General features: G+C 52.8%; 15 protein-coding genes. 8 read left to right on the top strand and 7 right to left on the bottom strand.

Annotated elements, in window-relative coordinates; translation table 11 throughout:
- Positions 1 to 7 precede the first annotated feature (7 nt).
- The 7 genes from FJM65_RS09755 to FJM65_RS09725 all read right to left on the bottom strand — a co-directional run bounded on the left by FJM65_RS09755 (position 8) and on the right by FJM65_RS09725 (position 13,916).
- Entirely contained in the window at positions 8 to 667 is a 660-nt protein-coding gene (locus tag FJM65_RS09755) for an SGNH/GDSL hydrolase family protein (RefSeq protein ID WP_140621314.1), read from the bottom strand.
- A gap of 475 nt (positions 668 to 1,142) precedes the next feature.
- A complete protein-coding gene (locus FJM65_RS09750) occupies positions 1,143 to 2,876 on the bottom strand; it encodes a family 43 glycosylhydrolase (protein ID WP_140621313.1) in 1,734 nt (577 codons plus the stop codon).
- Between the two features lie 242 nt (positions 2,877 to 3,118).
- Positions 3,119 to 4,498, bottom strand: coding sequence for a glucoamylase family protein (locus FJM65_RS09745; protein ID WP_140621312.1), 1,380 nt, complete (start codon positions 4,496 to 4,498; stop codon positions 3,119 to 3,121).
- Between the two features lie 46 nt (positions 4,499 to 4,544).
- On the bottom strand, positions 4,545 to 6,167 hold the full coding sequence (locus FJM65_RS09740) for a glucoamylase family protein (RefSeq protein WP_140621311.1): 1,623 nt from the start codon (positions 6,165 to 6,167) through the stop codon (positions 4,545 to 4,547).
- A gap of 85 nt (positions 6,168 to 6,252) precedes the next feature.
- The gene (locus tag FJM65_RS09735; protein ID WP_140621310.1) at positions 6,253 to 7,734 is read right to left on the bottom strand and encodes a RagB/SusD family nutrient uptake outer membrane protein; all 1,482 of its coding nucleotides are present in this window, start codon (positions 7,732 to 7,734) and stop codon (positions 6,253 to 6,255) included.
- 17 nt (positions 7,735 to 7,751) lie between these two features.
- Positions 7,752 to 10,733, bottom strand: coding sequence for a SusC/RagA family TonB-linked outer membrane protein (locus tag FJM65_RS09730; protein WP_140621309.1), 2,982 nt, complete (start codon positions 10,731 to 10,733; stop codon positions 7,752 to 7,754).
- A 273-nt stretch (positions 10,734 to 11,006) separates the two neighbouring features.
- On the bottom strand, positions 11,007 to 13,916 hold the full coding sequence (locus FJM65_RS09725) for a ligand-binding sensor domain-containing protein (RefSeq protein WP_219855966.1): 2,910 nt from the start codon (positions 13,914 to 13,916) through the stop codon (positions 11,007 to 11,009).
- 353 nt (positions 13,917 to 14,269) lie between these two features.
- Between FJM65_RS09725 and FJM65_RS09720 the strand changes: the two genes are divergently transcribed.
- The 8 genes from FJM65_RS09720 (at position 14,270) to FJM65_RS09685 (ending at position 23,597) form a co-directional block, all read left to right on the top strand.
- Complete coding sequence (locus FJM65_RS09720; RefSeq protein ID WP_140621308.1) at positions 14,270 to 14,914, top strand: hypothetical protein; 645 nt, start codon at positions 14,270 to 14,272, stop codon at positions 14,912 to 14,914.
- A 166-nt stretch (positions 14,915 to 15,080) separates the two neighbouring features.
- Complete coding sequence (locus tag FJM65_RS09715) at positions 15,081 to 15,878, top strand: DUF4349 domain-containing protein (RefSeq protein ID WP_140621307.1); 798 nt, start codon at positions 15,081 to 15,083, stop codon at positions 15,876 to 15,878.
- 241 nt (positions 15,879 to 16,119) lie between these two features.
- Entirely contained in the window at positions 16,120 to 17,121 is a 1,002-nt protein-coding gene (gene bioB, locus FJM65_RS09710) for a biotin synthase BioB (RefSeq protein ID WP_140621306.1), read from the top strand.
- A 79-nt stretch (positions 17,122 to 17,200) separates the two neighbouring features.
- Complete coding sequence (locus tag FJM65_RS09705) at positions 17,201 to 18,331, top strand: aminotransferase class I/II-fold pyridoxal phosphate-dependent enzyme (RefSeq protein WP_140621305.1); 1,131 nt, start codon at positions 17,201 to 17,203, stop codon at positions 18,329 to 18,331.
- Positions 18,328 to 18,942: a dethiobiotin synthase gene (gene bioD, locus FJM65_RS09700; protein ID WP_140621304.1), complete on the top strand. Its 615-nt coding sequence runs from the start codon at positions 18,328 to 18,330 to the stop codon at positions 18,940 to 18,942. Before FJM65_RS09705 ends, bioD begins: the two co-directional genes overlap by 4 nt.
- A gap of 59 nt (positions 18,943 to 19,001) precedes the next feature.
- Positions 19,002 to 20,318, top strand: coding sequence for an adenosylmethionine--8-amino-7-oxononanoate transaminase (gene bioA, locus FJM65_RS09695; protein WP_140621303.1), 1,317 nt, complete (start codon positions 19,002 to 19,004; stop codon positions 20,316 to 20,318).
- Positions 20,319 to 20,354: 36 nt separating this feature from the next.
- Positions 20,355 to 21,644, top strand: coding sequence for a beta-ketoacyl synthase N-terminal-like domain-containing protein (locus FJM65_RS09690; RefSeq protein ID WP_239022902.1), 1,290 nt, complete (start codon positions 20,355 to 20,357; stop codon positions 21,642 to 21,644).
- An 852-nt stretch (positions 21,645 to 22,496) separates the two neighbouring features.
- Positions 22,497 to 23,597: a hypothetical protein gene (locus tag FJM65_RS09685; protein ID WP_140621302.1), complete on the top strand. Its 1,101-nt coding sequence runs from the start codon at positions 22,497 to 22,499 to the stop codon at positions 23,595 to 23,597.
- Positions 23,598 to 23,633 lie beyond the last annotated feature (36 nt).

Genomic DNA, 23,633 nt, shown 5'->3' with positions numbered 1-23,633 from the left:
GATTAGGTTATTTTATCAAACTTGGTTTAATCTTTTTCTTCCAGATCTGGTAGCCCTGCTGGTTCATGTGCAGGCTGTCCTGTATAAATATCTCGGGCTTCGGTTTGCCGTTACGCTGCAGCATCGGCTTGTACACATTCACATAGGCTGTCTTCGGCTGCGTTTTCAGGTAGTCCTTTATCAGTCGGTTGGATTCTTCTATAATAGGCTTATACTTGATACGCGACGGGCTGGGTTTGATGGACACAAACATCACCGGTACCTGCGGCAGCTCCTGCCTTATACTTTGGAACACATCCTGAAAGCGCTGCAGCACCTCCGGCGCCTCCACATTGCCAGCGGCAATATCGTTCTCTCCGGAGTAGATCACGATCTGCTTTGGCTGGTACGGGATCACAATGTCGTTCAGGTAGCGTTTGAGGTCGAGGAGGGTGGAGCCGCCGAAGCCGCGGTTAATCAAAGTATACTTCGGGAACATTTCCTGCACGTTTGTCCATTTTCTGATAGAGGAGCTGCCTACAAAAAGGATGGCGTTCTGGGGCGGCATCTCCACGCTGTCCTGCTGCTTAAAGGTCTGGATCTCGTTCCAGAAGGGTGGGTTGCTTTGTTGGGCCTGCGCTTGTAGTTGCCATACCAGCGCCACGATCAGGAGTAAGCATTTTTTCATTCGGTCTATACTTTCTAGTTTATACTTTGTCTATACTTTTATACTTGCAAGATACCTAAATCTTCTCGCTCACGCGAGTTTGCAACCCGTGCCTATAATGTTAGGTTTGCACCTGACCGGCCCGCAGCGCCATACTTTATACTTCACCTGGCGCCCCGAAGACTTTCGGGGTGCCTCTCTATAGCCTCTACTACCCGCAACTTCAACACAGCTATCCTTGCTAGCTCCCGTTCATCCTCAAGATTTACGAGCGGTTTTTTCATCGCATACTTTCTGCGCTCCAAGTCCGCGAGGGCTCCCCGAAATGCTTCGGGGTAAACTAACTCCCACTCGGCGCTGCCTTCGCTGCGCTGCGGCCGCCTCGCCTCTGGCTCGTCACCGGAACCTCTCGAGGCGCCTCCTGGAAAAACCGGAAAGAGTTTTATTCTTCAGTTAGAGTATAATTTAAGTTTAGTATAACACCTTTTAGTGCTTCTCAATCCACCTTCATCACCTTCGTCCGCTGCGACACGCCGTTCTCGTTGAAGGCTTCGATGGTGAAGTAATACCCTTGGTCTACACCCAGGCTCTTCAGGTTCAGCTTGTTATCGTCGTACACCATCCAAGAATTGTAGAGCTTATCCGGCGCGATGCCCCACAGCACGTTGTAGCCTTGGGCATTGGCTTGTCTGTCCCAGGTGATCATGGCGTCGCGGCGGTCCTGCTGGCGGTTTACCTTGAAGTTCTTGACACGGACCGGTGCTTTGCCCTGCCCTACGCCAAACACGCGCAGGCCCGAAATAGCCAGGTTAGGCGTGGGCGCATGAATATTGCGAAAGCGGACGTAACGAACCGTTTTCGGGGTGCCCAGCTCCACGTAATCGTTGGGTACATCTCTGTAGTTATCGCTTCTGTCTACCAGCGTCTGCCAGCTCTTTCCGTCCGTAGAGCCTTCCACCACATAACGGTGGTACAGCCCCGGTTCCTTGCCATAGAGGTCGGATTTATAGTCGTGGTAATTCACCTGCACGGCGTATACTTTGCCGGGCTTCTGCAGGTCTACCTGCACCCACTGCTGGTCGTTGTTCTGCTCTGCCACCCAAAATGTTTTGGTGCTTTCGTCCAGCATGTTCTCTGGCTTAAAGTTTTCCAGCACAGACGAGGCTTTCGCCGGTTTCTTGTAAGATAGCAGCATCCAGCCGGCAAACTCTCCGGCCTTGCCCGGCACAGCCGGACCATAGTGTGGGTAATCGCCAAAGTAAGTGTCCGCGTGCATCAGCCCGTCTTTATCAAAAGATGTATGGAACATGTTGATGCGGCGCTCCCAGTTCATGTTTACCGATACCGAGGCCGAGCCAAAGTGCCAGTACTCGCCTGCCGGGCCAACCAAGGTGCTGCCGTGGCCCGCGCCGTTCATGTAGCCGCCCGGCTTATACGACACCGGGTTGTTGGGAGCGTAAGTGAACGGCCCAAGCGGGCTGTCGCCGATGTACACGCCATCGCCATACACGTTGAACTCAGTGCCCGGTGCGGCATACTGCAGGTAATATTTGCCGTTGTGCTTCGTCATCCAGGCGCCTTCCATATAGCCGGCCAGGGTGGTGTCGGAGTGGTTCTCGCCGAAGCGCTCCCAGCCATGCTTGTCGCCGTGCAGCGTAAACAGCTCTTTTACTTCCCCTACTGGTTTAAAGCGATCTTCCCGGTCCAGTTCCTGCACTTTAATGGGATAGGTATTGGAGGAGCCCCAGTAGACATAGGCTTTGCCGTCATCATCAATAAACAGCGCCGGGTCCTGCAGGTTGGTCAGGATGCCGGGGGTGGCTTTCCAGTCGCCGCGCTGAGGGTCATCGGTATACAGTATGCTCATAGAGCCGGAAGGGTCGCCGGTTACGTACAGCACCGAATCTTTGTAGTTGAAGGCTGCCGGCGCGTTGGAGCCCTGAAAGTACCACTTCTCCGGTTTGATAAAATTCCAGTTCTGCAGGTCGGTGGAGTGCCAGTAGCCCATGGAGCGGGTCACGAACATGTAGTACTCGTTGCGGAACTCCACCACGGCCGGGTCGGCACCGGAGCGGTACGAAATGTCTTTGTAGGCATCGTACACGGCATAAGTATAGTCTATGTTGATCGGGTTGCAGTAGGTGCTCATCTGCGTGCTCTGCGCCAGCGCCGTAATACTGCTGCCTAAAAGTATGGCTAGTGCAAGTATAGCTTGTGAGACTTTTTTCATTTGCGGTATAGTTTACTGCTGTGTTGATTTCTGCAGAGCGATTGCCATCCCCCTGCCCCTCCCGAAACAAGTCCGGGATCTGCGACTTCAAAGGTAGAGGCGTTCCATACTATTATTTGCTGGCGCCCCGAAAGCTTTCGGGGTGACTTTCAATAGTGTCGATTTTGCAACTCGACTGGACCGCCCAAACTATAGTTAATTATGAGCGGGGACGCTCGCGCTATAAATTTTATACTTTATACTTACTTCAACTGCGGACTCTGGAAGCCCAGCTTCTTCAAACCAGTTTGCACTTCCGGGGCGCTCATGAACAGGTCCCACAGCAAGCCGGTGCGGCCGTTCTCTATCATCACCGGAATCGGGCCCTGGTCTATGCCCAGGTAGCGCGGCGTATACCAGTTATGCTCCTCGGAGTAGGCATCGTAGAAACCATACTTACCCCACACCTTGTCACCCAGGTCCTCATACAAATGGCGCATCACTTTCAGGGATTCTTCCTTGGCGTACGGGTAAGACGAAAGCGCAGCCGTTGGAGAGATCACGCCCAGGTCGTTTTCCGGGCTGTGGCCGGCGTAGCCGTTCATGGAGTAGCTGGAGGTCAGGCCCCAGGCATCCTCTCCGTAGCCTTTGTAGCCTTTCGGGTTGTCCACGCAGTAGTCGTGTTGGATCATGGTGTGGTTCTGGTTAAGCTTCCAGTAGTCGGCATACTTGTCTGTGAGCCCGCGCGGATCTAAGCCTAAGTAGGAATAATGCGCCCAGAACATGGGCCCTACGCTGCCTTTGTGCCCGTTGTGGTTCAGCACCACCTCACGGCCGTAAGCCTTTGCATCGGATTTGATGTCCCCGTTCTGCGCCCAGCCCTCGTGGTACACTTCGGCAGGCACGCCATGTGTGGGCGAGGAAGCGGCCAGTACATACATCACCAGACATTCGTTGTAGCCGCTCACCGGGAAGTTCATCTCCCAGTTATACTCCGGGCTCCAGTGCCAATACAGCACATTTTGACCTCCTTTGCGGTACCAGTTCCAATCTACTTCTTTCCAGAGCTTGTCTATCTGTGTAGCCAGCGCCTTTTCCTGTTCGTTGCCATCCTGCAGGTACTGGCGCACCGTCAGCAGCCCCTGCACCAGGAAAGCTGTTTCTACCAGATCTCCGCCGTTATCCTTCTTGCCGAAAGGCTTTACTCGGCCTGTCTCGCCCTGTATCCAATGCGGCCACGCCCCATGGAAGCGGTCAGCCTTCTCCAGGAAATTCACCATCTTCTGCAGGTGCTGCACGCCTTCTTCCCTCGTGATAAAGCCACGCTCCATGCCCACAACAATCGCCATCAGCCCGAAGCCGGTGGCACCGGTAGTCACTACATTCTGGTCGTTCTGCGGATATACGCCATCCATGTGGATGCGCTCGCGGGCCAGGCCGGAGGTAGGCTCGGCACCATCCCAGAAATACTGGAAAGTACGCTCCTGCACCAGCGTCAGCAGCTCCTCATCAGACAGCTCTGCCGTTGCCGTGGAGTCCGTAGCGGCAGTTTCGGCAGTGGCTGTAGTGGTTTCTGAGGCACTCTGGCAGCCGTAAAAAAGCTGGGCAGCCAGTAAGGGTATGGCAAGCAAGGTTCTTTTCATGTTTATACTTTCTGTTTATACTTTATCTTGTAATTTATACTTGCGCCTAGTGCAGGAAAAGTATGAGCTCTTTGGTTGTAGTGCCCGAACCAAGCATGAGTTTATACTTGCCCGGCTCCAGTTCCTGCCCCAGCGCCACCTGCTCCAGACCTGCACTCTTGCTTTCGTTGTTCCAGATGGTTTTTACTTCCGTACCGTCGTCCTGCAGCAGTTTTAAAGTATAAGTTCCTGCTTCTTTGGTGGCTACCTCTATCAAGTAGTTGTCCTGGTCCGGGTGGCGCAGCAGGTCTGCCTGGCTGGTTCTGATGTCGGGCAGCACAAACGGGAAACCTGTCTCATACACCGGCTCCCGGAAGCCCAGCTTTGCCAGCCCAGCCTGCACCTCCGGCAAATTGGTAAACAGTCCCCACAACAGGCCGCTGCGGTAATTCTCGATCATGGCAACAATCGGTCCCTGATCAATGGCCAGGTGATCTGTAGCGGTCCAGTTACGGGCTTTGTTATGCGCATCCTTCAGGCCATACTCCCCTACCATACTTCCGCCAAGGCCTTTGTACATGTTGCGCAGCACCTGCATGCTGTAGTACGGCGTGTAGGGGAATGAGCCCAGCGCCGCCGTGGGCGCTACCGTGCCGTTGTCGTTGGCAGGAGAGTGCGCTGCGTAGCCATCCGGGTCGTCGGAGGCGGTAAGGCCCCAGTAGCTTTCGGAGTAGCCATAGTTTTGGGGTGCGGTACTCAGGCTGTAGGAGCGGTTTACCATCGTGTGGTTCAGGTTTTGCTGCCAATAGTTGGTGTAGCTGTCCTCCAGCTGCCGTGGGTCGAGGCTCAGGAAGGAGTAATGCGCAAAGAACAGCGGACCACCGTAAGCGGGGCCCATCTTTAATGTGTAGCCGCCGTAGTTCTGCGCCTGCCCAAAGTTGGCGCTCACCCAGGTGTTCTGGTATACTTCCGATGCGATAGGGTGCGTTGGCGAGGCGGCTGCCATCACGTAGGTGATCAAAGCTTCGTTCCAGCCGCGGATAGGCATGTTCATCTCCCAACCGTAATCGGGGCTCCAGTGCCAGTACAGTTTGCCGTCGCCGCGCGAGGCATACCAGTCCCACTCCACGGTTTCCCAAAGCTGCGTTATTTTGTCTCTCAGTTCTGCTTCCGGGCCGGCGCCGTTAAAGTATGCCCGTGCCGTCAGCAGGCCGTTCATCAGAAAAGAAGTCTCTACCAGGTCGCCGCCGTTGTCTTTCGGGCTAAAGGGGATGGTGGCGCCGGTGTTGCCGTTTAGCCAGTGCGGCCACACTCCATGATAGCGGTCTGCCGTGGCAAGAAAGTCTGTAAGTTTGTTTAGTCGTTCTACAGCTTGGTCGCGGGTAATCCAGCCGCGGTGCACGCCTACAAGTATGGCCTGCACACCGAAGCCGGTGCCGCCTGTGGTTACCACGTCGCCGGAGCTGCTGCGCTCCCGGACCATGGCGCTGGCCGGATGGGCAAAGTCCCAGAAGTAGCGAAAGGTTTCCTGCTGCACTTTGTCGAGCAGGGCCTTGTTATCGGCTGCCGTGTAGGCTGGTTCTTCCTCAGGTTCTGGTGCCGGGTCAGGCCGCTCCACTTTGTCGTCGGTGCACGCGAGCAGCAGGCAAAGCAGTAGCAGGCAACCATGCCAAAGTGGTTTGTTTATCATCCTTTGTGGCAAGGGTGGGGTTTTATTGAAAAGAAAAAAGTATGGAACCGCAGGTTATTGCGGCTCCATACTTACTGTTTAATGATTAATAGCCGGGGTTTTGGGTAAGCGTGCCGCCGCTCAGAATAATCTGCTGCTGCGGAATAGGGAATACCTCATTCACACCTTCCTTAAACTGCTTGCCCTGCGCCTGCAGCACCTCGGCGGCTCTGCCCTGGCGCACCAGGTCGAAGAAACGGTCACCGTTCTCCAGGGCCAGCTCTACGCGGCGCTCATGCCAGATAATCTGGCGCAGTTCCTCCTGGGTAGCCGACTCAATCGGATCCAATCCGGCACGGGTGCGCACGCGGTTCAGGTCTTCCAGCGCCTGGTCGGTCATGCCCAGTTCGTTCTCAGCCTCGGCGCGCATGAGCAGCACCTCGGCAAAACGCAGTATGCGCACGTTCTGGTCGCGGCCATAGCCACAGTCCTGGGTAACGTAGCTCGGTACATAGGCTTTTTCGTTATACCTTGGGTTAGGGGCATCTGCGTTTATCACATCGCCTTCCGGCGTTGTCTCTCCCCGGAAAAGGATAGTAGCCTCCAAGCGCTCATCCCCTTCCTCAAAAGCATCTACCAGGTCCTGGGTCGGCTCTACAAAGCCCCAGCCAAACTGGCCGCGAACGCCCTGCACTTCCGCCCACTGTATGTTTGAGGCGCCACAAGTGCCCGGAACGGTCAACGCTTCAATCTCAAAGATAGACTCAACGTTATGCTCTCCGGCAATACGGAAGTTGCTACGGTAATCTTCTACCAGGTCATAGCCCAGGCCCTGCACCTGGTTTGCCAGGTCTATTACCTGCTGCCAGTTTTTCTGGTACAGCTGTACTTTGGCCAGCATGCCTAGCGCGGCACCTTTCGTTACCCGCCCTTGGTTGGCAGCATCATACGTGGCAGGCAATACTTCAGCCGACTCTGACAGGTCCTCCACAATCTGGGCGTATACTTCCTCTTTGCTGGCACGCGGCACGTTCAGGGTAGCCGGGTCTTCTTGCTCTCCGGGAGCCGGCACAGACAAGCGTATCGGAACGCCACCAAACGTGCGCACCAGGTTGAAGTAGTAATAGGCCCGGAAGAACTTGGCCTCTGCCAGTATGCGCGCTTTCTCGTTCGCGTCCATGTCAATGTCAGGCACGTTGCTCAGCACTTGGTTGGTGAGGTTAATGCCCTGATACTGGCCGTTCCAGTAGCCATTCAGAGTTCCTTCTGTGGCCGTATAGGTAATGTTGTCATACTCATCCAGAAAGCCCGCGTCGCCAGGCACGCTTCCTTTGGCGGCGTTATCAGAAGTGATGGTAGTAATAGCCAAGTGTGCAAAAGCAATGACATTCCACTCCCGCATGTTGCCGTAAACGGCATTGATGGCCAGCCTGGCATGCGCCGGCGTCCTAAAGAAATCCTCTCCAACGCCCACTCCTTCCGGCTCTACATCCAAAAAGTCTTCTGAGCAGGAAGCCAAGCCCCCTATGGCCAGCGCGCTGATAAGTATAAACGAGTTTCGCTTAACGTTATAAAGTATATTTTTCATGGGTTCTGTTCCTGTTTTTAGAAAGTAGCGTTAACACCAAAGTTATAGGTAGCCGACAGCGGGTACACGTTTCTATCGATGCCCTGGCTGACTGGAGGACCGCCTACCTCTGGCGAGAAGCCGTTATAATTGAACCAGGTAACCGGGTTCTGTGCGTTTACATACACACGCAGGTTGCGCATCTTCAGCGTGTTTACTACGCTTTCAGGCAAGTTGTAGCCTAACTGCAGGTTTCTGATTCTGACATAGGCGCCGCTCTCTACGTAATAGTCGCTTGGGTCCAGGTTTCTGCCTGTTAGCTTAGCGGACGGGTATGAGTTGGATGTGCCCGGCCCGTTCCAGCGGTTGTCGAAGAAGTCTTTGTCGTAGTTCTCGTTGCCGTAGCGCACGTTGCGGTTGCCATTATAGATGTCCACATCCGCCACGCCCTGAATATCAAGCTTAAAGTCGAAGTTACCGAAAGTAAAGCCGGTGTTGATACCATAGATAAAGCCCGGGTTTGGATTGCCGATGATGGTCTTGTCAAGATCGGTGATTACACCGTCGCCGTTCAGGTCTCTGTAGCGGAAGTCGCCTGGCTTGGCAGCCGGCTGCGGAGAACCCTCAATCTCCTGCTCGGTCTGGAAAATCCCTGCCACTTCGTATCCATAGAACGATCCGATCGGGTCACCCACACGAGTAATACTGATCTGATAACCGCCTAACGGCAGGTTACCGTTATACAAGGCTGCATTCTCGGATTCAATATCAGTTACTTCGTTCGTGTTTCTGGACAGGTTAAAGCCAATATTGTAGCTAAAATTGTCCGACACGTCATCAGTCCAGTTGGCGATAAATTCCAGGCCTCTGTTGCGGAAAGAGGCATAGTTACCTTGTAATGAACCTGATAAACCTAAAAACCCTAGTGGTGTAAGGCTAAAAATAGCGTCTTTCGTCTGCTTATTATACCAGTCGGCCTCTACAGTAAGCCTGTTATTCAGGAAACCCATTTCTGCTCCAAGGTCAACCTCTTCCACTATTTCCCAAAACAAGGTATAAGCTGGTGTTGCAGTATAGCTTGCTCCAGAATATGGCACACCACCATAAAATGCAGCAAACCTATCTGGTCTGTTCACCTGCGATCTATAAATGTTCCTTGGAATCTGATCGTTGCCTAACCTGCCCCAGCTGGCACGCAGCTTCAGGTTATCGAAGATGCTCTGGTTCTGCATAAAGCTTTCCTCGGTTACACGCCAGCCAAGACCCACGGACGGGAAGTATTCCCATCTTTCGCCGCGCGGGAAGTTAGAAGAGGCATCGTAACGAAGGGTGGCTGTTAGCAGGTAACGGTCCAGGTAGTCATAGTTTACTCTTCCGAAATAGGAAGCAACAGTACCCCTATCACCGTCTTCGGAAATGTTGTATGTCTCCAGGTCACCCAGATCTAAGTATAAATCTGCTTCAGAGTTATAATCCACATCGTTTACGGACCCGGCAAGGGAATTCCTTTTTTTCTCCTGTGCAGAAGTACCCAACAGCACCGTCAGGTCATGGTCGCCGAAGGTTTTATCATACGTTACGGTGTTCTCCCAAAGCCACAGGGTTGATTTAGAGCGCTGCTTGGTCAGTCGGCTTACTGGCGATCGCTGCACCGTGGTCAGCGAGTCCTGCGATACATAGTTGCGGTATTCGTTGATGCCGTAATCAAGGCCCAGGCTGGTACGGAACGTGAAGTCATTGAGGAAATTCACCTCGCCAAACACGTTGCCTGTCAGGCGCTGCCCGTTAGACTTTTGGTTAAACCAGTCCAGCGAGGCTTGTGGGTTGGCGAAGTTTCCTACCGGGTAGTCTACCGGGTCGCCGTAGTTGCCATTGGCCTTGAACACCGGAATGATAGGCGGTGCCACATAAGCCTGGTAAAAAATATCGCCCGGAACATCTTCCGACTTGTAATTATAGAAAATACCGTTGTAGCCCACTTTTACGTGCTCACTCACCTTTACATCCGTTTGCAGACGTGCCGTGATACGCTCATACTCGTTGCCCTCCACAATGCCTTCCTGGTTCAGGTAGCCTGCGCTTAGGCTGTAGGTAATGTTATCTGTGCCACCGGTGGCCGATATCTGGTGGTTGTGGATCATGGCCGTGCGCAGCACCTGGTCATACCAATCAGTGCTTGGCAAGCCAGTTGGGATAAGGGTTGCGTCCGGGTTCTCCAGCAGCAGCTTCTCATTTACAAGTGTGGTATACTCCTGTGCATTGGCCATTTCAAGCTGGTTAGTTACCCGCTGCACGCCCACAAAGCCGTTGTAATTTACTGTTGCCTCTCCAGAACGGCCTCTTTTGGTTGTTACCAACACCACGCCGTTTGCCGCACGAATACCGTAGATAGCCGCACTCGAAGCGTCTTTCAGAATCTCTATGGACTCAATGTCTGCCGGGTTCAGGAAGCTGAGATCATCAACAAAGGTACCATCTACCACATAAAGCGGGTCAGTGCCTCCAACGGCAGAACCTGCACCACGGATTCGTATTTGCGGGGAGGCACCGGGTGCGCCCGAGTTAGTGATTGTTACGCCGGCCACTTTGCCTTGCAGGGAGCTTACCGGGTTTTGGGAAGCCTGTTTTACCAGTTCCTCGCTCTTAACGGAAGCAATGGAGCCGGTCACGTCACGCTTTTCCTGGGTGCCGTAGCCGGTTACTACCACTTCCTGCAGTGCTTCCGCATCCGACTCCAGCTGTACATCTACTGTTGTCTGATTGTTTACCGGCACCTGCTTGTCTGTGTAGCCCAGGTAGCTAACAACCAGAGTGCCATCTGCCGGTGCGTTGATAGTATAACTACCATTCACGTCGGTTTGGGTGCCGGTGCTGGTTCCCTGCACCACCACACCCGCGCCAATCAGCGGTTGTCCGGTGGAAGCGTCCGTCACTTTGCCTTGCACAGAAATTGTATTCTGAGCCAGGGCACCGTGTACTGTCAGCAGGCACATGATGAAGAGTAAAAAGATTTTATTCATACGATCTGTCGTAAGGTTAAATGTTTAGGATAGGTTGTGATTATAAAATTCTGGATTACATGATCGCTTACCAAAAACGGCACTACTACAAAACCTCACCCAAGCAAGCCATAGTGAGTACTTACCTTGTAAAAAGCACACATATAGCCAGCTACGGATGTACCTCTTTGTATACGGTGAGCATGTGTTAACGATGGGTTGAGGCCATAAAAAATGCCGCCTGAAGCTTATTTCAGGCGGCATGAGTGGTAATGATGTGGTAATGATGTAGTGTTACATCTCCATAACGAACTCCACCAGGCTCTTTTCAGGGTCCATGTTCAGCTTTTTGCGCAGCCGGTAACGGCGCAACTCCACCCCGCGTACCGTTATGTTCAGCAGCGAGGCGATCTCTTTGCTCGACATATTCATGCGCAGGTAGGCGCAAAGCTTCAGGTCGTTTGGTGTTAGCTCCGGGTAGCCCTCCTTCAGCTTCTTAAAGTAGTTGGCGTTGGTCTCGTTAAAGCTCTTCTCAAACAGCTCCCAGTCGTTTCGGGAGGTCATGCCATCGCTGATAATGTTTTGTATTTTCCGAAGCTGTTTCTCCGGCAGCCTGTTACCATCGGCATCCTGCAGCTTGTTCAGCTCATGGCCGATGCTCTGGAGCATTTCGTTTTTGTTGACGATGTTGAGCGCTGTGCTGGCCAGCTCTCTGCTCTTGCTCGACAGCTCTGCCTTCAGTTGCTCGTTGCGCAGCTTCACCAGCTTTTGCTCGTGCTGCAGCGCCTCCTGCCGCAAATGCTCCTGCTTTTCCTGCTCCAGCTTCCGCTGGATGCGCAGCTGGTCGCGTTGCAGTTTCCGGAAGTATAGGTTACGGGCCAGCCACAGCAACGCCATCGCCAGCAAAGCATACATAGTATAAGCCCACCAGGTGGCATACCACGGCGGCAGCACCTCAAACATGTATTCCGACACGTCTGTTTGGTCTTTGCCGTTTAGCCGCGCCCGCACCTTAAAGCTGTATGTTCCGGGGCCCAGGTTGGTAAACTCTTTTTGGGTGGCGGCACTCCAGGCCGACCAATCTCCGGTATATCCTTCTAATTTATACTGATACTCCACCTGCGCATGCCTGAAATATGGCAACGCAAACGAGAAGCGCATACTGTTCTGTGCAAATGGTACCTGTAAACGTTTGTTGCGGTGGGCGACCTCCTGCAGCTGCTGCGGCGTTTCTGCATTCTCTACTCTCCTGACCAGCACCTTCGGGAGCGGCGTTCGCTGCTCGGGCACGTTGCCGGTGTTGTAAATCACAAAGCCATCGTCTATGCTGATCAGGTAGTTTGTGTCGCTGATCCGGCTGATGCACTCATACCCCTGCACCATGCGCCCATCCAATATGCTGAACTGGTTGGCATACACCTGCGGCTGTTTCGGGTTTTCCAGGTCCACCAGCGATATTTTGCCACTGTTAACAAACCAATAGGTACTGCCCGAGGCAGGCAGAATACGATTGGCCGTAGCCAGTGACCCAATTCTGCTGTTCAGCTCCTTGTAGGGCATAAACCTGTCGCTGAGCTCGCTGTACCTGTAAAACCCCGTACCCGTGGAAAAAAGCAAGCGGTTGAACAGCCTGGAGATGCTTACTTTATACATACTTGAGAGGCCGTTGCTGGCGTTAAAGCTTTTCATGGCCTCCACTTTTTGCAGGTCTGGGCTTAGGCGCAGGCGATACAGCCCTTTGTACGGGTGACTTACCCAAATATAGCCGGCCTGGTCCTGCTCCACGTTTTTGCTAGCCTCCCCAAAGCCTTGCACGGTATGAGAGTAGGCCCAATGCCCCTGCTTATCTTTGCGGTAGATCACCAGGCCGTTGTAGGTGCCCTGCATCAGCGCTGTCGGGTGGGAGGACAGCTTTTTGATCATCCAGCCGCCTTTCACATCAGATATTTTCACAAGCTCGCTCCCCTCTACCCGAAAGGTGCCCTCGTTGTGCCCGCAAAGCAGCTCGCCGTCCTGCAGCGACAGCTCCCACACCTGCCCCTGAGAGTTTGGGATCATACGGAAGTCCAGTCGCTGAGCGGCATTCGTGTTATCCGCCTCCCAATTACTATAGTATAACCCCTGGTTGGTACCCAGGTAAATTTTGCCGCCATGTATGATACTGCTGTACACCGTGCCGAAGCTGCCAGTTTTGTCGAAGTAGAAGTATAGCGGAGAGTTTAGCTCTACCCGGTCGATGCCGTTATCCAGCCCCACCCACAGGTTATGGGCCGCGTCGGGGTATAAGTTTAGCACGGTGTTGTTCTGGAGGCCGCTGCTTTTGTTTAACTGGTGCACCAACTCTCCCTGCCGGTTCAGCACCACCACTCCATTTAATATAGTGCCAAAAGCATAGTTACCGCCAGGCAAACTCACCCCGTTGTTCAGCTGGTATTTTCTAAGAAAGCCGTTAGCTTCGTTTTGCCAGGGGCTAAAAGTATGGCCGTCGTAGAGGAACAGCCCGTCTTTAGCCGTGCCAATCAGATAGCTCTCCTGCCCAAACGGCAGCATGGCCAGTACGCCGGAGCTCCCCAGCGCTTTGCTGCCTTTTATAAAGTATAAACTGTCGGCTTTCAGCTCATATAGCCCCTCTGACAGCACCTCTGCAAAAAAGCGCTTGCCGGCTTTGTGCAGAAACAGGTAAGGCTGCTTGGCCTTTATCACATCCACTTTCCCATTTTGCAGGCGGTAGATGCTGCCAAACGACTGAAAGTATACCTGGTCCTTGTCAGTATAGATTTTCCATATTTCTTCTTTAGGCCGCTGCTCCTCCGGCACCAGCCCTATCAGGGAGGTATACCGGAAACGGCCTTCGTCATCATAACGCCAGTAGCCCATTTCCTCGAAGCCGCCCACATACACGCGCCCTTTGCCATCGGTGGCCACCGCCCTTACGATCTGCTTATTCGGCAAACGGTGCAGCTGCCAGCTGCTGCCGTCGTAGGCCAGCAGGCCACTGGAGTTGCCGTAGTACATCACGCCGTCTGCGCCACGGGCTATAGACCAGTTCTGGTTTCCGGCCTGGTACTGTTGTTTGGTGTAGTTCTGGATGTAAGGGAAGCCAAGTTTTGGGGCAGTTTCGGCCTGAGCCCCAAAAACCCAAAGCAGCGGCAACAAAAGCAAGCACCAGCGCTGGCTCATTTGCCTCGGTATTGAAAACTCCATTGCGGATCCTTTTGCAGTCAAGATGCTCCAATATGCTAAAATCTGTTCAAAAATCCAGCAGTTTTTGTTTGTAGGTGCCACCAACGCATCGGCACAAAGTATAAATAAAGATAGTTCTATCTTACCTCTCACTTTTGCCTTAGACTCTACACATGCATTTACCCGTTGTTACCAGACTGTTCATTTCTTTATTCATCAGCTAGTTGCGCCACCTTTGGCAATTTTTCATATAGCACGTACCTTAAAAGATAAATTATGACAAAACAGGCAGAATAGCACGTATACCACTAACATCCGAAGGCTAGCAGCGTACGCCTTCAGGACAACGTTACTAAACTAAGGAGGAAGAAGCTATGTCGATAAAGGATATATTTAATAAGGCGAAGGAAGAGATAAAGAAAGAGGCCAAGGTGCTGCAGGGGGAAGAACTGAAGGATAAGGTTTATCAGAACGAAAACAGCTACCCCACTGATCAGGAAGCCATTGCCGCCTTTGGCCGCTCTAAGGAAAAGCTTTTTAACGTGAACGCCTGGACGAAGCTTTCCGGCGTTAACTCCACGTTTGAGCTTTACGACAACCGCGGCCACCGCACCACGGCCCTTAGGCCCGAAATCGGGTATTACCTCAAAATAGTGCTGCCAGCCTCTACCATCGAGAACTGGGTGCAGATTACCGACCTGCGCGAGGAAGAGAACCTGGCAGAGTTTGTGGTGCACCCCAGCGAGAAACCGAAAGCGTTAGGAGAGGGCGAGGCAGCGGTCAAGCATTTCTTCATAAAAGAGGCCAGCAGTACGTTTCGGGTTACGCGCGAGGGCAACACCCTCCACGGGTATGAGATCGGCAAAAACGAGGGCATTAACAACCAGGGCGAAGAGGCCGGCGACCGTGCCGTGCTGAACACCTTTGTGGCCGAAGGCGGCTGGGCCATCTTTCAGGAGCTGCAGTGGGACAAGCTGACCCGCTACCTGGTGCACCTGGAGGAGGCTGAGGAGGAGTAAAGTATAAGGTATGAATCCGCATTGGAAGAGCACCTGGACATGGGTGCTCTTTTTGTTTTGATAGGTTTTTCTATATTTATAGTATAATATATTAACTAAACTGTGAATCAGGTAAAAATATAGTTGTAACACTTGGCTCACCCGCTGCAGCCCTAACTTATACAAAATGAAAGATCTGGTAAAGTATGCATGGTTTATACTTCTGATTACAGCGTGCGGCTGCAAAGAGCAAATAGATACTGCAGGTGTAGAAAGGATGGAAATGCAGCTTGCTCCACCCCCACCCGAAAGAAGTACTGAAAGAGGTGGCGAAACAACTGAAAGAAAGCTAATCAAGGAGGGCAGTATTGAATTCGAAACAGATGACCTGAACGCTACACGGCAAACTATAATAAAGGCTGTTGAGAAGTATAAAGGCTACATCTCCTCTGACCAGGAATTCAACTCTCCGGAGCGGGAGAGTAATACTGTTATTGCCCGGGTGCCGGCAGACAGCTTTGATAGTTTCCTGCAAGACGCGACTAAAGGAGTAAAGCGGTTCGACAGCAAAGAGATCAAAGTTATTGACGTCACTACCGAGTTCCTAGACGTTCAGGCGCGGCTAAAAACCAAAAAAGAACTTGAAAACAGATTCTTGGACTTATTGAAACAGGCCAAAAATGTAACCGAGATGCTTGAAATTGAAAAACAGCTCGGAGAGTTGCGTTCAGACATTGAATCTATGGAAGGGCGCCTGAATTACCTTCAGAACCAGGTTTCATACTCTACCCTGACCATAACTTTTTACAAGAGTGTACCCTATCAGACTGAATTCAACTACAACTTCTCGAATGGTTTTAGAAACGGATGGAATAACCTGGTCTGGTTCTTTGTCGCGATTGTCAATGTCTGGCCGTTTATACTTATTGGCGTTGCACTTCTAATCGCATTCAGGGTTTATAGAAGAAGGAGGCTGAAAAGTTAAGGCGACAACTTTCCCAACTCAGTTTTATACCTCCCTCCGCCCCTGCCCACCGGCAGGGGCTTTTTGTTTTCCACAGCCGGCCCGCTAAACAAATTTTCTCAACAAATCAACAAAGTAATTTATCCACAGAAAACCCGCACTAGCTGAACAACTTAACTATTTATCCACCAAAACTGCCCATACTTTTGATTTTTAATTCCTAAATCTTCAAATTACCTTCGTAACCCTAAACACGAAGACCATGACGCAGAACGGACAAAACACAGCTCTCCGCAACGACTGGAGTCTGGAGGAAATAGAGGCGATTTACAACAAGCCAGTACTGGAACTGATTGTAGAGGCGGCCAATGTGCACAAGCAGTACCAGGCCACCGGCGAGGTGCAGGTGTGTACGCTATTATCTGTAAAAACAGGCGGTTGTCCGGAGGATTGCTCGTATTGCCCGCAGGCGGCACGTTACCACACCGATGTGGATGTGCACAAACTGCTGAGCCAGGAGCAGGTACTGACGGCGGCGCAGCGTGCCAAAGAAGGCGGCTCTACCCGTTTCTGCATGGGCGCGGCATGGCGCGAGGTGCGCGACAACCGCGACTTCGACAAGGTGCTGGACATGGTGAAAGGCGTGAACGAGATGGGCCTGGAAGTATGCTGCACCCTGGGCATGGTGAACGAGTACCAGGCCGAGAAGCTGAAAGAGGCCGGACTGTATGCTTACAACCACAACCTGGATACCTCAGAAGATAATTACGCCAGCATCATCACCACTCGTACTTATGATGACCGTCTGGACACGATCGACAACGTGCGCAAGGCAGGTATTTCGGTATGTTCAGGTGGCATCATCGGTTTAGGGGAGACAGACGAGGACCGCATCAAGATGCTGCATACTTTGTCTACCATGGTGCAGCACCCGGAGTCGGTGCCGGTAAACGCGCTGGTGCCGGTAAAAGGCACGCCGCTGGAGCACCAGCCGCTGGTGTCGGTGTGGGAGATGGTGCGCATGATCGCCACGGCCCGAATCCTGATGCCGAAGTCGATGGTACGTTTGTCGGCCGGCCGCGAGCGCATGAGCGTGACGGAGCAGGCACTATGCTTTTTGGCCGGCGCCAACTCCATCTTTACAGGTGAGAAACTGCTCACAACGCCTAACCCAGATTTCGACGCGGACAAAGCCATGTTCGAGCTACTGGGCCTGAACCCTAGAAAATCATTTAAAGAAGAAGGACAACCAGTGGTTGGCTAGACGACACTAGATGCTAGATATTAGATGTTAGACTTTTTCTTTAACATCTGTACTCCTGATTGATTTAGTCTAAAATCTAATGTCTAATATCTTAAATAAACTACAGCAGAAGCTGGCGGAGCGGGCGGCGCAGGGCAACTTGCGGGCACTGAAAACCACCTCCGGCCTTACAGACTTTTGCTCCAACGATTACCTCGGCCTTGCTCGCTCAGAGAAACTGCGGGCGCTTATCCACAAGGAGGAGGAAAAGTATAAGCATTTGCCATTGGGCGCGACCGGCTCCCGACTTTTATCAGGAAACCACCCGCTGTTTGAGGAGTTGGAGGGAATGATTACGCGCTACCACCACGCGGAGGCGGCGTTGCTTTTCAACTCCGGCTACTCGGCCAACATGGGTTTATTGTCGGCTCTGCCCCAGCGCGGCGACACCGTGTTGTACGACGAGGCCAGCCATGCCTCCATGAAAGACGGCCTGCGCCTGAGCTTTGCCAAAAGCTACGCCTTCCGCCATAACAGCGTGGAGGATCTGCGGCAGAAGCTGGAAAAAACTACCGGCCAGGTATACGTACTGGTGGAGTCGGTATACTCGATGGATGGTGACCAGGCTCCCTTGCGGGAACTGGCACACGTTTGTAACGCGCACCAAGCGGCGCTTATTGTGGATGAGGCACATGCCGTGGGCCTCTATGGTGAGAAAGGCGAAGGACTTGTCTCGGCCCTGGGGCTGGAGCAGGAGGTGTTTGCCCGCGTACTGACCTATGGCAAGGCCATGGGTTTGCACGGGGCTGCCGTGGTGGGCCCGCAGGTGCTCCGCGAGTTCCTCATCAACTACAGTCGCGCCTTTATCTATACAACCGGGTTGCCGACGCATGCGCTGGTGGCCCTGAAGTGCGCCTATACTTTACTGCCCGAGCTTAATCAGGAACGGGAAAAAGTAAAGCGGCTGGCGCAGCTATTGTACCGGAAACTAAACAACATAAGCGGCATCAGCTGCACCCCGGAAGGCAGTGTTATACTTTCTGTTTTCCTGCAACAGCCACAGCAGCTCAAGGCGCTGGCGGTTGCGCTGCAAAAAGATGGTTTTGACGTGCGCCCCGTGCTGCCGCCCACTGTGCCCCAGGGTACGGAACGGCTCCGTGTGATCGTGCATGCTTTTAATACAGAAGAAGAAATTGAGGGCCTCGTGCAGGCCATAGCCAAAGGTACATGAAACAATATTTTGTAACAGGAATCGGTACGGACGTGGGCAAGACAGTTGCCGCTGCCATACTTACCGAAGCCCTGCAGGCCGACTACTGGAAACCTGTGCAAGCAGGCGGCCTGGACTTCACCGACACAGACACTGTAAAGAGTCTGGTTTCTAATGAGCGCTCGGTTTTCCACCCGGAGGCCTACCGCCTCAAAATGGCTGCGTCGCCGCACAAGGCTGCCGCTGCCGAGGGCGTGGAGATCGATGTGAAAGGCATGAAGCTGCCCGATACCCAAAACAACCTGATTGTGGAGGGAGCCGGCGGTTTGATGGTGCCCCTGAACAAGCGTTACCTGGTGCTGGACCTGGTGCAGCAACTGGGCCTGGAGGTTATACTTGTGTCCCGAAATTACCTCGGAAGTATAAACCATACCTTGCTTACCGCCGAAGTGCTGCGCTACCGCAAAATCCCTGTGGCTGGCATTATCTTTAACGGGGAGGAGAATGCTACCTCAGAAGATTTCATTGTGAAGTATACCGGGCTGCGCCGCCTGCCGTCCATCCGCCAGGAAGCCGATTTCTGCAAGGATACGGTGGCCGAGTACGCGAAAACATTTGAAGGATACTTATAGTTGTCGCCTATAGCAGAAACTCTACGAAACTAAACGTGCTCCAACGCACACATTTAAGTATGAATTTAGCCGAACGTGACCAAAACGTTATCTGGCATCCTTATACCCAAATGAAAACCGCGGCGCTTCCTATTCCGATTGTTCGGGGCGAGGGGGCGCTTTTGTTTTCGGAGGATGGTCAGACCTATATAGATGCTGTGGCCTCCTGGTGGGTAAACCTGCACGGGCACGCGCACCCTTACATCGCCCAAAAGGTGGCGGAGCAGCTGCAGACGCTGGAGCACGTCATTTTCGCCGGCTTCACGCATCCGGCCGCCGTTACCTTTGCCGAGCGCCTCCTGCAGATCCTGCCGCAGGGCCAGAGCCGCATTTTCTATTCAGATAACGGCTCTACCGCCGTGGAAGTGGCCCTTAAAATGGCCATTCAGTACTGGAACAACCATGGCACGACTAAAAAGAAGATCATCGCCTTCCGCGACAGCTACCACGGCGATACCTTCGGGGCGATGTCGGTGAGCGCGCGCAGTGCCTTTACCGCGCCGTTCTGGTCATACTTGTTCGAGGTGGCTTTTATAGATGTGCCCACGCCAGGCAACAAGGAGGAAAGTATAAAACAACTGGAGGCTTTTGCCGCTGCCGGTGATGTGGCTGCCTTTATCTATGAGCCGCTGGTGCTGGGCACTGCCGGCATGGTGATGTATACTCCCGAAGTGCTGGATAGGCTGATGCTGATTTGCCAGCAGCATGACATCCTTACCATTGCTGATGAGGTGATGACGGGTTTTGGCCGCACCGGCCGCCACTTCGCCACCGATTACCTGCAGCAAAAGCCAGACATGGTTTGTTTGTCTAAAGGACTTACGGGCGGCACGATGGCTTTGGGCGCCACCTCCTGTAACGAGAAAATCTATGAGGCCTTCCTGCACGACGATAAGAGCAAGACGCTTTTCCATGGCCATAGCTACACAGGCAACCCTGTTGCCTGCGCCGCCGGCCTGGCCAGTATGGACCTGTTGCTGCAGACGGAAACACAGGAAAGTATAAACCGCATCGCGCAGCGGCACGCGGAATTTGCCCAACGTATAAAAGACCTGCCGCAGGTGCTGGAGGTTCGTCAGCAGGGAACCATTCTTGCGGTAGAGTTCGAAGACGGTGGCACCTCCTACTTCAGCGATCTGCGGGATACATTGTACAGTTATGGGATAGACAACGGTGTTATACTTCGTCCGCTCGGCAACATTATCTATGTCATACCGCCTTACTGCATCACAGACAAGCAGTTAGACCAAGTGTACCAAACCATCATTGGCATGCAGGAAATCGTGTCGGGCAAGCGCCACCACCCGCGCCCCGACCGGGATATGCTGCACGATTAACCAGCTTTACCAGACCTCACAGTGTCTTGAAGACCTGTGAGCGTCTTGCTGGCTACAGGGCAGCGGCAAACTATTGTCCCGCCACCGTTCCAGATTTCATACTTCGTACCTACCTTTGCAGCCGGTTTGAGAGAGGAGAAGAAACATATTGTTATCCGTGGCTACGGCACTATTTCGCCTTTAGGATTTGATGCTGAAAGTATAGCCCGCGCCTACGCTGCAGGCAAGCCAGCCTTTGCATCCATACTTCATCAGGGGCAACCTACTCCTGTTGCTGCCTTACCGGCAGAGGCCGAGCAAAAATTGCAGCAACTTCTGCAAGCTAACCCAAACTACAAGCAGCTAGACCGTTCTGTCCTGATGGCCGTTTACGCAGCAAAGCAGGCAGCGGAGCAGGCGGGATGGTTAAAAGAAGGTGTTTCTGTGGATGATGCCCTGGCAGTGAACATTGGCTCCTCGCGCGGGGCCACGGGGCTTTTTGAGCAGCATTTTGAGGCGTTCCAGCAAGAGACGCTCTCTTCCAGCGCCTCCCCTACCACCACTCTGGGTAATCTTTCGAGTTGGGTAGCACACGCTGTAAATGCCGGAGGCGGACAGATTAGTCACTCCATTACCTGCAGCACAGCTTTGATGGCGGTTGCCAACGGCGTGGCCTGGCTCAAGGCAGGTATGGCCAAGCGTTTTCTGGCCGGAGGCACCGAGGCGCCTTTAACTGATTTCACCATTGCCCAGATGAAAGCCGTGGGCATTTACTCTAAACTTTCCGATCACCCTTACCCTTGCCAGCCGTACGCGGCTGAAAAGCAGAACACCTTTACCTTAGGCGAGGGAGCCGCCGTGTTTGCCCTGGAGCAGGTACAAAATCCTAAAAAAGGCACTCCGGTTATAGAAGCCGTTGGGCTGGGCTTTGAGAAACTCGTAAGCAAAACAGGCATCTCGGCAGAAGGTATCAACTTCCAGAAGTCCATGCGCCAGGCCCTGGCGCAGTTGCCAGAGCACGACCGCCAGGTAGACCTAATCATCACCCACACCCCCGGCACCCGCGCCGGCGACAAGGCGGAGCTGACTGCCATTGAGGCTGTTTTTAAAGATGGTATTCCGGCAATCACTACCAATAAATGGCTCATCGGCCATACACTGGGAGCCTCCGGGGCACTTAGCCTGGAGTACGCACTGCATGTGCTGCAGCAACAGCAGTATACCTTCACTCCCTACCCTAACCTGCTCGAGCAGCAGATGCCGCAAAGTATAAAAAGGATCATGGTGAATGCGGCGGGCTTTGGCGGCAATGCGGCAAGTGTGGTGGTGGGCATCACCGGAAAGTAAAGCTCCCTCTTTCTTCTGCTGCCCTGTTATTTGTCCATGCAGCTTGCCTCAGGAAATTGGTGCAATTTTAGTAACTCTTATTCCTTCATTTCAGTACAATATAGCCAGCTAAAAAAGCTTAACCAGTCGTTCTTAAAAGAGTAGAAAACAATATTTTATGCTCTTTTAAGAACTTCTTTATGCTATACTATAGACACACCAGTACTTAATAGAACCATTCTATTACAGTGCTACAAGCTTACTCTTCACAGTTCAAATAGCATCTAAAAGGTGCCGCGCCGTCACCACATTTATACCTACTTACTATTATAGGTTTTAACTATGATAACGCATAATTTTTCTATTTGTATTATAATACTAACATCAGCACCTTCGCGTCCTAACAACCATCTCTAAAAAAACACGATCAGGGGCTGGCAACCGATTAACTTTATGAGAGTAAACTTTTACCTTAGTGTAACACTTCTGCTTTAATTTATCACGGCATTTTCCTTACCATCCGCTGCCCAGACACCTGGATTAATTTACAGGCCTGCCAGCACAAGCGGAGCCAAAGTACTGGATCCTAACGGGGATGGGTATGTATCCGTAAAAGCCACTGGGTTCACTACAAAGGCCGATGAAGGGGCTTCAAGTAGTGAAGTACCCTACCGGCCTTTTCCTGCACTTACCACCGAACCGCTGGGGGACCTGAACACCGGGACAGCCGGAGGGCATACGGACCTGGCTCCCCCTTCCACTCCACTTACCTCTCCGTCTACCGGATCTCCTGTCTCCTCTTACTTCGACGGCACCAACCTGCTGTTCAGGATTAGGCTGGGAAGCTCCTCAACAGCACCAAAGGGGTATAGCGTGCTGATAGATTCTGATCAGAAGTTTGACGGGACCGGCAATAATCCCGGATTCGAGTACGAAGTACTGCTGGCTGCTAACTTTGCCGTACAGGTATTGAAGCACAGCCCCACAGGAAGCAGCACCATTTTTACGGGTTCCACAGACCAGTATTCCCAACGGGCGGTGGCCGCCTCCACCAGCGGGGGCAACACAGACTACTTCTATGACTTTTACGTGCCGCTGTCGGCATTCAACGGCGGCATCACGGCAGCAACTCCCCTGCGCATGAGTGGCATTACCATTACGAGCGCGCAGAGTGGGCTTACAGGAACTGTTTCAGATGTGGGCGGCGTCAATTTTCAGGCTTACAACTATGATGCCCCCGCAGCATGGCGTGCCCTGCTCGGTGCCTTTCCGGCTACCAGCCTAAGCACGTTGCAGACATCCGGATTCCCAATGATAGCAGCCACCGCACCTGTTGTGAACGAACCTGTGCCTGCTAATAGCACATCCATTTCCGGTACTTCCACAGAGGCTGCGGGATCAGTTGTTGCTGTCTATAGAAACGGAATATCCATCTGTGGCGACGCAGGGCAACCGGCCTGCCCTACCGTGGCCGCTAATGGCACTTGGAAACTAACAGGAATATCAAGCACTCTCCTGGCGGCCGGTAATACCATAACAGCCACGGTAACAGCCTCAGGAAAATCTGTATCTCCATCATCCAACACGGTTACTGTAACGAGTGGTGTTTGCACTACTACGCCTCCACCCGTTATCACCGGTATGGGAGGGAGCGGAAACCAGAACAGAAGTTTCATCGGCACGACATCTTACTCCGGCAACCAGAGAATAACAGTTTATAATGCTACAAACCAGCCATTAGGGGCTTTTACCTATAATTCTGTAACTTCCTCAACTGGCAGCACCTGGACGAGCCCCTTGTATAGTGTAGGGGAATTTAACCATTATGCCACAGTAACCCCTCTGGATGCCTCCGGAAATGTGATCGGTTGCGAGTCTTTAGAGTCTAACCATGTATGCTTTAGAAATGGTACCCCTCATCTCAATAATCAACAAGTAACCATCACCAACGTGGCCTACAATGGCATAACATAGAACAGCTCCACTTCCTCTACCTGGGCTGAGGTGCCA

Origin of the sequence: Pontibacter mangrovi (assembly GCF_006385705.1) — a bacterium.
In the GTDB taxonomy this organism is placed as follows: Bacteria; Bacteroidota; Bacteroidia; order Cytophagales; family Hymenobacteraceae; genus Pontibacter; species Pontibacter mangrovi.
Note: the sequence above shows the minus strand (reverse complement) of the source record. Positions and strands in the feature narration are given on the sequence as shown.

What these genes read in the sequence shown, in the direction of transcription:
- FJM65_RS09755 (WP_140621314.1), bottom strand. Translation starts at nt 667, where the DNA reads ATGAAAAAATGCTTACTCCTGATCGTGGCGCTGGTATGGCAACTACAA.
- FJM65_RS09750 (WP_140621313.1), bottom strand. Translation starts at nt 2,876, where the DNA reads ATGAAAAAAGTCTCACAAGCTATACTTGCACTAGCCATACTTTTAGGC.
- FJM65_RS09745 (WP_140621312.1), bottom strand. Translation starts at nt 4,498, where the DNA reads ATGAAAAGAACCTTGCTTGCCATACCCTTACTGGCTGCCCAGCTTTTT.
- FJM65_RS09740 (WP_140621311.1), bottom strand. Translation starts at nt 6,167, where the DNA reads ATGATAAACAAACCACTTTGGCATGGTTGCCTGCTACTGCTTTGCCTG.
- FJM65_RS09735 (WP_140621310.1), bottom strand. Translation starts at nt 7,734, where the DNA reads ATGAAAAATATACTTTATAACGTTAAGCGAAACTCGTTTATACTTATC.
- FJM65_RS09730 (WP_140621309.1), bottom strand. Translation starts at nt 10,733, where the DNA reads ATGAATAAAATCTTTTTACTCTTCATCATGTGCCTGCTGACAGTACAC.
- FJM65_RS09725 (WP_219855966.1), bottom strand. Translation starts at nt 13,916, where the DNA reads ATGGAGTTTTCAATACCGAGGCAAATGAGCCAGCGCTGGTGCTTGCTT.
- FJM65_RS09720 (WP_140621308.1), top strand. Translation starts at nt 14,270, where the DNA reads ATGTCGATAAAGGATATATTTAATAAGGCGAAGGAAGAGATAAAGAAA.
- FJM65_RS09715 (WP_140621307.1), top strand. Translation starts at nt 15,081, where the DNA reads ATGAAAGATCTGGTAAAGTATGCATGGTTTATACTTCTGATTACAGCG.
- bioB (WP_140621306.1), top strand. Translation starts at nt 16,120, where the DNA reads ATGACGCAGAACGGACAAAACACAGCTCTCCGCAACGACTGGAGTCTG.
- FJM65_RS09705 (WP_140621305.1), top strand. Translation starts at nt 17,201, where the DNA reads ATGTCTAATATCTTAAATAAACTACAGCAGAAGCTGGCGGAGCGGGCG.
- bioD (WP_140621304.1), top strand. Translation starts at nt 18,328, where the DNA reads ATGAAACAATATTTTGTAACAGGAATCGGTACGGACGTGGGCAAGACA.
- bioA (WP_140621303.1), top strand. Translation starts at nt 19,002, where the DNA reads ATGAATTTAGCCGAACGTGACCAAAACGTTATCTGGCATCCTTATACC.